Here is a 9,356-nt window from a genome sequence, read left to right as displayed (position 1 = left end):
ATGCCCGCCCGGGCAGCTGTTGCACGCGCCTCAAACCAGGGCGAAAACCGAAAACCCCATAGGCCAACATCCGCGGCCCGCGGCTTCCTGCTTTGGAGGATATCGTACACCTGCCGGTGCCCGATTTCCTTCACACATGAAGACATTCAGCCGACGTTTCGCGCTCCCCAACTTCAGACATCCGTTCATGTTCATCGGCCGTGATCGAATGCGGCAAGCCAATATCCCGAAATGTAGCTAGTGAACGCACAATGGCGCTGGCATACGTCCGGCGGGAGGAACCTATGCCTAGCATTCCACAGACGTTTTCAATTTCCGATTTTCTTACTTGGAACCGGCAGAAGCAGCTTGAGCTGCAACCGCAGTTTCAGCGTGGGTCGGTATGGACGCCTCAAGCTCAGTCATTTCTGATCGACACCATTCTGCGGGAGCTTCCAATCCCCGCCGTTTATATCCGCACACGTATCGACGCGGTTACGCAATCATCTATTCGTGAAGTCGTCGATGGTCAGCAACGACTGCGTGCTATCTTAGCGTTTGCTAACAACGACATCCGTATCAGCTCGCGCAGCCCTGACTTCGGGGGGCAACGCTACAATGAGCTTACACAGGATCGCAAAGACGCCTTCCTCTCCTATAACATTTCGACCGTTCAGCTTCTGAATGCGTCGGATGCCGAGGTGCTAGAGGTGTTTGCTCGCCTGAACTCCTACAGCGTCAAGGTCACGCCGGCAGAACTACGCCATGCGAAGTATGACGAACCCGTCAAATGGGCGATCTGGAACACCACGCGCGAGAACGGAGCGCTGTGGGACGAATATCATGTGGTGTCGCTACGTGACAGTGTGCGCCTAAAGAACACTACGCTGATCGCCGAGCTGTACATGGCCTTTGCGAATGGCCTAGGCGACGGCGGAGAAGAAAAGGTCGGCGGATTCTATAAGAACAACATTAAGCGAGACGAAGCGTATTTTGTGAATATAACCGCCCTTGTGCATAAAAACATCAATATTGCCGTTGCTACGTTCGGCCCATCCTTCAGTGAGACAACGTTTTTTGACGCGCCGAATTTCCTCCTTCTCGTTTGCGCCATCGCATTCGTAGCTGGCGAACTTCCCACTTCCGCTTTAACTGCGACTGTGGACAACAAACGTGGCGTTGGGCTGAGTCATGCGAATGCTGCGAACACTCTGCCATTGCTCGCCACGGCAGTCGAGAATGACGACATCAATGGCCCCTACGCCACGTTTGTTGTTGCAAGCAAAAGCAGCACACAGCGGACAAGCTCGCGACGTCCCCGGCTTGCAGCCATTGTTAACGCAATTGCGGCCTAATGCTTGGCAGTCTCGTGTCCCAGCTAGAGCGCCGGGTTGACAATCTCCATGCAGAGATGACGCCGCTTATAGGCGGTGCACCACTCAACGCCGTCGAACGCCGGCAGGCGGAGCATATCATTTTCCAGCTTCAGAACGCGTGGGAAATGTATGTGCGGAACTTCATTCTGTCGTCGGCGACAGGACGCGCCTCGGGCTTGGGCGGTCTGGTGCCGGCGAGCGTGCCGCATGGCTATAGAAACCGTGAGGCAGTAAGCCATTATCTTTTGCAGATAACAGGGCAGCGTTTCGAGCCGAGGTGGTATCGGCCTACGGATGCAATCAAGGCAGCGAGACGCCTCAATATTGGTAATGTCGCCAACGTGGCAGCCGCAATCGGCTCGACGCCATGGCCGCTTGAGAACCTTCGCCTGACCCGAAATTTCTTCGCGCATCGCTCGCGCAGCTCGGCCTTGGAACTTCGTGCTTTGCATTGGTTCGGCTCAAGAGACACCATCGAAGTAGAAACAACGGTGTTTCCTTTCGACGCTGGCGGTGTGCGCCGGTTTGACACTTGGTGCGCCGCGATGAAGGTCGTTAGTCAAGCGATGCTCTAACCGGCTTTCACCTTAATTATCGCCATGCTGGGCTCGTCCACGCCGACACGGTAGCGCGTCGTCATCTTGTGGCTCCTTGCTGCAATTTCGGAGGCGACGGGTTCTGTTAAATACAGACATCAGCAACCGCCTAATCTGGTCGATAGCTGCCGTCGTGCCGTCTATGAACAGATAGCCATTCTCGCCTCTTGCGTGCTCATAAGCGGACAGGCTGCTATCCACCAAAATCCGCCATTTCGCTATCATCCATTAGGCGTTCATTCGTGGTTTTCTCGAGCATTCTCAATGAAAGGGGTTCCTTGACAGAACGCTATCCCTGTTGCCACTTCGACGAAAAATAGGGAGGGCAACTATGCTACGTGCGTTAACGGCAGTGGGTCTTGTAGGAGTTGGGCTTGGGCTTGGCGTTCCCGCAGAGGCCGCAAAAATCGTATTTTCTGGACAAGGCAGCGTAGACGCTTCCCAGGGAGCTTTGGTCAGGAACGCTGCGGCCTCGAACGGGTCTCCGTTCCGTTTTACCTTCACGCTTGATACGACCGCTCTTACTTTCTTAGAAGGTGGCGACCAGGACGCGTTCTACGACCTGCCAGTGACGGATTTTTCGGCAACGATTGGGAATTACGCCTTTACCCTGTCGGGAGCGCCGGGTTTTGAACCCCTGCTATCGATTAGCCGCGGTTTCACCCTTTTTGGTCAACCGTTCAGCGAACCGGTGCTGGTTACGACGTTCAACTTCGCTAGCGCGCGCAGTACAGGATCGTCGCTCGAAACGCCGTTCGCGACAGGGGCAGGCGCTTTCGGGGCACTAGCGATCAATGCGTTCTTCCGCGCGGAGAATGGCGAAAGCGGTCTGGGGCTGGACGAACTTAAAGATCCACGCAACGCGGACCGGCTCAGCTTTAGTTATACCACTCTCGATCCCAACACTCGCCAGAGGGGCACTATCTTAGGCGCGTACAGCGGTAGCTTTTCCACATCCGCAGTCCCCGAGCCCGCCACTTGGGCAATGATGCTCGTCGGCCTAGGCATGGTCGGCGGAGCAGTTCGCTACCGTCGTCGCACCACGACAACGACCTACGCCTGACGGGTTGCGAATCTCAAAGGGTGAGACGAAGTCGTCAGCCGAAGGCTGGCGGCTTTGTCATTTCTGCTCTCCACCACGTCGCGACATTCGGGCTACCGATTGAGATCGGCCCAAAGCGGCCATTCCGCTTCCGCCCAATAGCGGACGCTCACGCGCTCTTTTTCTCGCCAGGTATCCGCTGTAGCCTATCGAAGAAAGTGGGGCATCGGCATGCACTATCCTTTGATGGACATCACAGATCGTATCCCCGAGCCGCCCAAATGGTGGCTGCGAGGCATTCCGCGATACTGTGATTACCATCCGCACGAGGCAACCTTCGCCCTAACAAACTTGTTGGTGCGGATGCGCTGTGAAGGTTGTCAGCGTACATTCGATGTCGCCTTCGGAACAAGCGCAGTCTTGCAAAGTAATGTCGTAGATCCAGTGCTGGGCTATCCACTCGACTCAACGACAGGCGCTACCATCAAAGAAGCGCACGACGACCCGCCATTCCATCTTGGGGAAGACGGCTTCAATTGCATCGGAAACCCGATGACGGCGGGGTGGGTCGCTATCCTACAGGTCTGGGAACGAAGTGGAGCGAAATGGAAGCGGAGATTTGACCTCGATGGCCCGTCACCCGACTGCTAGCCTCCATATCTTGACGCACGAACGTCGCTTTAACGAACGGCAGCTTTCCACCAACTCGCGACATTGGAGGTCAACAAAGCGGACGCCAAAAGCAGCCCGGCGGGAAGCGCCCACTAGCGGACTGGCAGCTAACCGGTAAGATCACACGTTAGGAGGTTGTCTATGCCGATTGCCATACCGACCATGCCCGCGCCGACAGACGCGCAACTCGAGGCTTTAGAGCAGTCAGTGGGAGTCGCGCTTCCAAACAGTTACGTCGAGTTCACCAGACATCATGACGGCGCAGTTCCGGAAGATAACTCGCTTGGCACTCAAGATAACGAGGTTGGCGTGGCCCGCTTCATCCCGGTGGGAGAGGCGGTTAAAGCTGCGAGCGGAATAGAAGGCTTTCCTGCTAACGTGATACTTTTGGCGGAGGATGGTTGCGGCAATCACTTCTACGTCGATCCCGGCAGCGGAGCAGTTCATTTCTGGGATCATGAATTAGAAGGGCCGGACGAACGTGTGGCGGACAGCGCGCTTGCGTTCGTCGATCGCCTAAATCCGTTCGACATATCGCGCGTGAAGCTCGCACCCGGTCAAGATCAAGGAGGGTGGGTCGATCCGTCGTTCAAGCCAGAGTTCTAACTTCCACTTTCCACCAATTCCGGACGCTCCGGAGCCGATCGCGTTGACTGACCGCTAACGCCCAGAAACAGCCCTACCTACCTTTATTCAGCGTGATTGAAAGCTGCCGGTTGTTAAGCCGGTCGGCACGTGAGTGCTGACTGATCGCCGACCAAAAAAGCTTCAATTCCATTGATTTTCCGGTGTTCGGCGAATCACAGCGCTCCCTACAAACTTATTGCGGAGTGGGTGGAGAGTTCATTTGCATGTAAAAGCCAGCTACCTTCTGCCCTTTTACAAAGTAAATAGTGGTTATCTCGTGCTCGCCGGACTTGCCCGAAACGGCGCCATACGGACATGTACGCTTCACTTCCACGAAAAGAGTATCGTACTTAACTGGAAGGAAGTTTGGGGTGTCGCGAATGGACGTAATGCGGCACCCATACCTTTCCATCTGCCCCAATATTGATACCGTCTCTTTATTTAGTGGGCCGCCAACATCACCCATCCCGAGTTGCGCGTCAGCGGTCAGCATAGTGAGTACGGCGGGCCAATCCTCCTTAGCACTTGCTTCTAATAAGCGCTGAACAATGGTAGTTGGCATTTCGCGACCTGACATCGCAACGATAGGAGCAAGCGCAAGTAACGCAGCAGTGAGCACCATGAGCAGCTACCTTGCCATTAGAGCACTAGATTAGCTGCAAAGCGGACTTTCGCAAGCCAGCCGAATATCACTATCGCCCCTGCTTTGCCATTTAATGGAGGTCCGCTTACCTGCATTGGTGGCCGGAGGCGGCCAAGCCGCTTTCGACCAATTGCGGACATCCAACCCGAGGGCGCATGTCCAGATTTGCAACGTGGCGCGGTTAGACGGCGCTAAGGCACTGTGAAATAACAGTTAGACAGACTGGAGGCCCGACCGGGCCTTAAACAATCGAACGATTTCAACGAGATAAAATGTCTAACCGGACTCGAACCGGCGACGGGCTTCTGCGGCGTCCCGTGTTGAATGGCTAACCTTTAGTGCGTCTGCGCTTCGAGCGCCGATGTCGGTTATAGCAACGCCCGATGGTAGCAGATACTGAGGCTCTGGTTTGCCGCTTTGCGCACTGCGGTCAGCGCTCACACACATTGCCCGGAAGGATGGCGAGTGAAGACGTGTTTCGTAATGCAGGTATTTGATAACGCCGAATATGATACGCGTTTCACTGAAACTTTTGCCCCTGCGCTGAACGCCGCTGGCGCTCTTCCCGTCCGCGCGGATAAGATACTTGGGACGAAGCCCATTGTCGAGAAGATCGAAGCTGCGCTCCGGGAAGCTACCATCGGGTTTGCTGAAATCAGCGAGAACAATCCTAACGTGTTCATTGAACTAGGGTACGCGCTGGATCAGGGATTACCATTAATTATGGTATGTGATCGCGCGAAGCGGCCTACTCTGCCTTTCGATATTCAGCACCGGCCCGTGATCTTCTATCAAACAAAGTCGCAGGGTGATTTTGCTAAACTATCTGGCGAGATTGAGGCCGCCGCGGTCGCTGCGCTGGTCGAGGCGGGTACGAAAACCGCAAAGGAGGTTGGTCCAGAGCCGTCGTTGGTCACCGACGTCGACGATCTAAAGAACAAGATTATGTTACATATTGTCGAAACAGAGATGGGTTCGCCCGTCGGTCCAACCGCTTTCAGTATCAAAAACCATGTCGCAAGAGCAGGATTTACAGAACAATTAGTAAGCTTGGCCGTTTTGAGCCTCATAGAGAGTGGCTACGTCCAACGGGAGATTGCTGAGGATCGGGATGGAGATCCGTACACGACCTATAACTTGTCACCGAAGGGACAAGCGACGCTACTTGGCCAATATGCCGATTTGAAGCGTTACGAGGATCGGATAATTGACTTCAGCGGTGTTCAATCAAAGGAAGGGATGAAAGCTTCTACAAGGACCAGCGCTTTTGACGATGACCCGCCTTTCTGAAATTTTTGCCTCTGCAGGGTGATTCGTCCGGATACGACCTGCAAGGAAAACGGGTTCGTGCTGACAACAGCAATTGTTCGCTATCGGAGGATTGGTGATGGTTTGACCGGGCTTTGAATGATGGAGGGAAACAACGCCTTGCTTGTTTTAATCTACGGTATCTCCGCGACGGTGTTCGGCGGCATCTCGCGCGCGGTGGCTGAATATCGCTCGGCGGCTTTCAAAGTTTCACTGCCTTGTTCAAAAGCACCTGAAATGCAATGCGGAGGGTGCAATGCATGATCCCGACTCACACCCCAAAAGCTCTGCTGGCGTTCCAATCGTTAGCATCGCGACTTCAATGGCCGCTCCCGCAATCGTAATTGGTGCCGCTACGGCATTCTTTTCCGGCACCGTGTACCTTGACCATTTACTTAACCACTTTGGGCTTGCGGGCGCGGCTCTCCAGGCAAGCATTCAGGTAGTTATGGCCACGGGCTATTCCGCAATCTTACAAATGGTAATTATCGCTGCGATTGGCTTGGTCCTCTGTATCGCGCTCTTATTCTGGCTTCGATCATACCGTCAAAAAAAGGGCAGTGCCCCTAAACCGCGAAGCCGCCTGATGCTGGCGTTCTCGTGGCTGTACATGATTACATTCCTGATGGGCTTTGGTTGGTTAAGTGGCAGCCGAGCGGCGGACGTCGAGTACAGGCGACTGTATCTAAGCGTTCAGGAAGGCTGCCACGCTTGTTTCTTATATAATACGACGCGAGGCCGCGTTGTCGGTATGCCCATAGGACAAGATGAGCGCGTCCTCATCCTCGCCACCCGTCGCGGGGTGGCGGTCTTACCAACCGCATCGGTAAAGGCGATACGCGCTATAAATCCGCGCCAGCCCTTACCGGGGCCAGCTTGGCTTCCGTTCTAGCTGATACCGCCAATGGCCTCTGCAGTGCGATTGCTCCGAAAGCTGAAGTTTCGGACTGTTCACGAGTAGAGGGGGCAGGCAAACCGGCATACCTGGCAGTCGCTGGAATCAATTTTGCGGCGCGGCTACAGCAATGCCTTGGTCTGCTCCGGCATTTCCAAGGGCAGGGGTTTAATTACCGGCGCCTCGTCGTCGTCGATGCGATCAAGCATATAGCCAATGGCGGCGCGTATGGCAGCGTAAAGGCTGATCGCCTCATCCACAGACTTTATGCTATCGTCAGGATGCATAAGGGGATTACGGTGCAAATCCTTTATGCTCTTCAGAACGTCGAGAACTTTTGAGTCGCCAAGTTTTTTCGTTTTCAAAACGTTTATGAAATCTCCCATATTACCTGAGGTGGGACGGCTACTAGCACCCGCCAGATGGTCAAAGTACTTTCGGAGAACCGCTTCATTCGCACGGTGCAAATGAAAAGCTGCAGCCGTAGGCAGTTCGAAAGCTAGGCACCGCGTCGCTGCCGCCACGTCAACCGCTGCCTCCGGAACCTTTACAAGCAATGATCCCGGAAACAGGTTTTCGCCGGCGTCCGTAAGCACCGACGTGTCAAATCCGCCTTTTTGCGAAACGTAGTATAAGTCGAGTGTTTGCAGAGTTGCGATTAAAATATTCTCAAGATTTGCGAATTTCGTTACCAGTCCGGCTAAGCGCCAGCCGCGAATTATCTCTGCATAATCCACATCCGGGCCAAGATCGGGGGCGATTGAGTCAATTGCCGCATACAGTTCTCGAGCGGGCTGAGCCAGAACGCGCAGCCCGGGTTTGAAAAGGCTCTGATTAACAAACTCATTCAATGCGCTTTTCACCTGGATCAAATTAAACAGGACGTCGATACGGGGAGTATCTACTTTGGGTAGATCATTGATCACCCGAAGGCTGACACTCAGCTTGTAAAGATACGCACCGTCTACTCGAAGCATGAGAATCCCCTTGATGTCCACGGGCTTAGACACCGTGGGAAATGATTCTGCAAACGCTGGTAAAGCCACGCTTTAGCCGTGGAGCCGTAATTCGCTTTGTTTTCAACGATGCTTGCCCGAATGAACCGCAAAACCGGCGTCATGTATATCAATGAGTTACGGGGAAGGGGGCATCAGCGACGGGATGCCGACGAGTTTGGTGAAGCGGCTTGAGCGTTATCGCAACTCGCGGCGGACGACCGCTTTCGCCCATTATCGGCCGTTTAGCTCGTCGGCTCGCCAGCCCGAAATCAGCCATTCGATCAGGGCGATCTTTCCACCCCGGTCATTCCTGATGCAAAAGTCAAAAGGTATGCATCAGCGACAACATCGTAACAACGCGTACGCTCAGCTATCCGCGACCATCTGACAGTGCGCTATCGGTCGCTGGGCGAGGTAATAAGGGGGGCGTGCTATCAGAATAAGTCAGCCAATGGCGCCAGATCATATAAGTCCGTAAGCGCGTTAAGCGTATGCGGCAGCCAATCTCCACGCTCGTTCTGATTGTGCCATCCCGATACTTCTCGAAAAGCGCATTGCATTCAAAATTTCTGTACGACAGCCATGATCGTTGAGCGTGGATGAAAACTTTGGCTACAGGCTCCCCACCTTCTTTGCGGACTCGCTGAACCGCCACGTCGTAATAGTGGGTTAGGTCAGCATCTGCCTCACCGAAGCGAGCTGCGAGACAGGCGTTCACCTCTGTCGTTGTTGCACCAGGGCAAGGAGCAGGGTCAGGGCTGGCAGTGACAATCATCACTAGCGCTAGAAGGGGCAGCACAGGTTCTCTCCTGAATCAGTCGATCTTGGTGATAGATCGTCAAACCAAGAGCGGAAGATCGCTTTCTCAATGATCCAAAATTCACGGACACAAATCTGATGCATTTGGCGAGCGCATTCGATGGCAGATTTTTCAGAGTTCAGCCCGAAAGCGGTCATTCCGCTTTCCACCAATTCCGGCCGTTCCGCTCACGCCCACCCCTTGCCGTTCAACGTTTTCGACCTCGATCCCGAAAGCAGTCGTTGGTTCAATTGTCCGTGAAGCCTGAAATTGGGACAAAGAGGCCTTAGCCGCACCAAGCACCGTACGGCAGGTCTAAACGGGAGCGGACGTTCGCCGGCTGGTGACGAACCTTGTTACGCAGACGCCCCGTCGTCCTCGACGAGAATGGCCGGTCCATCTGACTGCGCGTGAGCGGCCT

At 54.5% G+C, this 9,356-nt stretch carries 10 protein-coding genes; 7 read left to right on the top strand and 3 right to left on the bottom strand.

The genetic code is table 11. The features are described 5' to 3' along the window. The first annotated feature begins 284 nt into the window (after positions 1 to 284). The 4 genes from IFT87_RS04485 to IFT87_RS04470 all read left to right on the top strand — a co-directional run bounded on the left by IFT87_RS04485 (position 285) and on the right by IFT87_RS04470 (position 4,271). Complete coding sequence (locus IFT87_RS04485) at positions 285 to 1,334, top strand: DUF262 domain-containing protein (RefSeq protein WP_192007672.1); 1,050 nt, start codon at positions 285 to 287, stop codon at positions 1,332 to 1,334. A gap of 56 nt (positions 1,335 to 1,390) precedes the next feature. Beyond that, complete coding sequence (locus IFT87_RS04480; protein ID WP_192007670.1) at positions 1,391 to 1,930, top strand: hypothetical protein; 540 nt, start codon at positions 1,391 to 1,393, stop codon at positions 1,928 to 1,930. 352 nt (positions 1,931 to 2,282) lie between these two features. Beyond that, on the top strand, positions 2,283 to 3,014 hold the full coding sequence (locus IFT87_RS04475; RefSeq protein WP_192007669.1) for a PEPxxWA-CTERM sorting domain-containing protein: 732 nt from the start codon (positions 2,283 to 2,285) through the stop codon (positions 3,012 to 3,014). Positions 3,015 to 3,806: 792 nt separating this feature from the next. Then, complete coding sequence (locus IFT87_RS04470) at positions 3,807 to 4,271, top strand: SMI1/KNR4 family protein (RefSeq protein WP_192007668.1); 465 nt, start codon at positions 3,807 to 3,809, stop codon at positions 4,269 to 4,271. A 214-nt stretch (positions 4,272 to 4,485) separates the two neighbouring features. On the opposite strand, the gene IFT87_RS04465 is transcribed toward IFT87_RS04470, so the two are convergent. Further along, positions 4,486 to 4,914, bottom strand: coding sequence for a hypothetical protein (locus IFT87_RS04465; RefSeq protein ID WP_192007667.1), 429 nt, complete (start codon positions 4,912 to 4,914; stop codon positions 4,486 to 4,488). 486 nt (positions 4,915 to 5,400) lie between these two features. Here IFT87_RS04465 and IFT87_RS04460 point away from each other — a divergent pair, with 486 nt between their 5' ends. Beyond that, positions 5,401 to 6,225 carry a hypothetical protein gene (locus IFT87_RS04460; RefSeq protein WP_192007665.1) on the top strand — a complete coding sequence of 275 codons (825 nt, stop codon included), beginning with the start codon at positions 5,401 to 5,403 and terminating at the stop codon, positions 6,223 to 6,225. A gap of 117 nt (positions 6,226 to 6,342) precedes the next feature. Further along, positions 6,343 to 6,507 carry a hypothetical protein gene (locus IFT87_RS04455; RefSeq protein WP_192007664.1) on the top strand — a complete coding sequence of 55 codons (165 nt, stop codon included), beginning with the start codon at positions 6,343 to 6,345 and terminating at the stop codon, positions 6,505 to 6,507. A 753-nt stretch (positions 6,508 to 7,260) separates the two neighbouring features. On the opposite strand, the gene IFT87_RS04450 is transcribed toward IFT87_RS04455, so the two are convergent. Continuing rightward, positions 7,261 to 8,184 (bottom strand): hypothetical protein, encoded by a 924-nt coding sequence (locus IFT87_RS04450; protein ID WP_192007663.1) that lies wholly within the window; start codon positions 8,182 to 8,184, stop codon positions 7,261 to 7,263. A 322-nt stretch (positions 8,185 to 8,506) separates the two neighbouring features. Further along, complete coding sequence (locus IFT87_RS20995) at positions 8,507 to 8,911, bottom strand: lysozyme inhibitor LprI family protein (protein ID WP_192007662.1); 405 nt, start codon at positions 8,909 to 8,911, stop codon at positions 8,507 to 8,509. Between the two features lie 144 nt (positions 8,912 to 9,055). On the opposite strand from IFT87_RS20995, the gene IFT87_RS04440 reads away from it, so the two are divergent. After that, positions 9,056 to 9,196 carry a hypothetical protein gene (locus tag IFT87_RS04440; RefSeq protein ID WP_192007660.1) on the top strand — a complete coding sequence of 47 codons (141 nt, stop codon included), beginning with the start codon at positions 9,056 to 9,058 and terminating at the stop codon, positions 9,194 to 9,196. Positions 9,197 to 9,356 lie beyond the last annotated feature (160 nt).

Origin of the sequence: Sphingomonas sp. CFBP 8765 (assembly GCF_014841445.1) — a bacterium.
GTDB classification, from domain to species: domain Bacteria; phylum Pseudomonadota; class Alphaproteobacteria; order Sphingomonadales; family Sphingomonadaceae; genus Sphingomonas; species Sphingomonas aerolata.
The sequence above is the reverse complement of the archived record's forward strand: the minus strand, read 5'-3'. Positions and strand labels throughout refer to the sequence as shown.

Bases quoted from the DNA above. Each gene is read 5' to 3' on its own strand.
- IFT87_RS04485 (WP_192007672.1), top strand. From the start codon at position 285: ATGCCTAGCATTCCACAGACGTTTTCAATTTCCGATTTTCTTACTTGG.
- IFT87_RS04480 (WP_192007670.1), top strand. From the start codon at position 1,391: ATGACGCCGCTTATAGGCGGTGCACCACTCAACGCCGTCGAACGCCGG.
- IFT87_RS04475 (WP_192007669.1), top strand. From the start codon at position 2,283: ATGCTACGTGCGTTAACGGCAGTGGGTCTTGTAGGAGTTGGGCTTGGG.
- IFT87_RS04470 (WP_192007668.1), top strand. From the start codon at position 3,807: ATGCCGATTGCCATACCGACCATGCCCGCGCCGACAGACGCGCAACTC.
- IFT87_RS04465 (WP_192007667.1), bottom strand. From the start codon at position 4,914: ATGGTGCTCACTGCTGCGTTACTTGCGCTTGCTCCTATCGTTGCGATG.
- IFT87_RS04455 (WP_192007664.1), top strand. From the start codon at position 6,343: ATGATGGAGGGAAACAACGCCTTGCTTGTTTTAATCTACGGTATCTCC.
- IFT87_RS20995 (WP_192007662.1), bottom strand. From the start codon at position 8,911: ATGATTGTCACTGCCAGCCCTGACCCTGCTCCTTGCCCTGGTGCAACA.
- IFT87_RS04440 (WP_192007660.1), top strand. From the start codon at position 9,056: ATGGCAGATTTTTCAGAGTTCAGCCCGAAAGCGGTCATTCCGCTTTCC.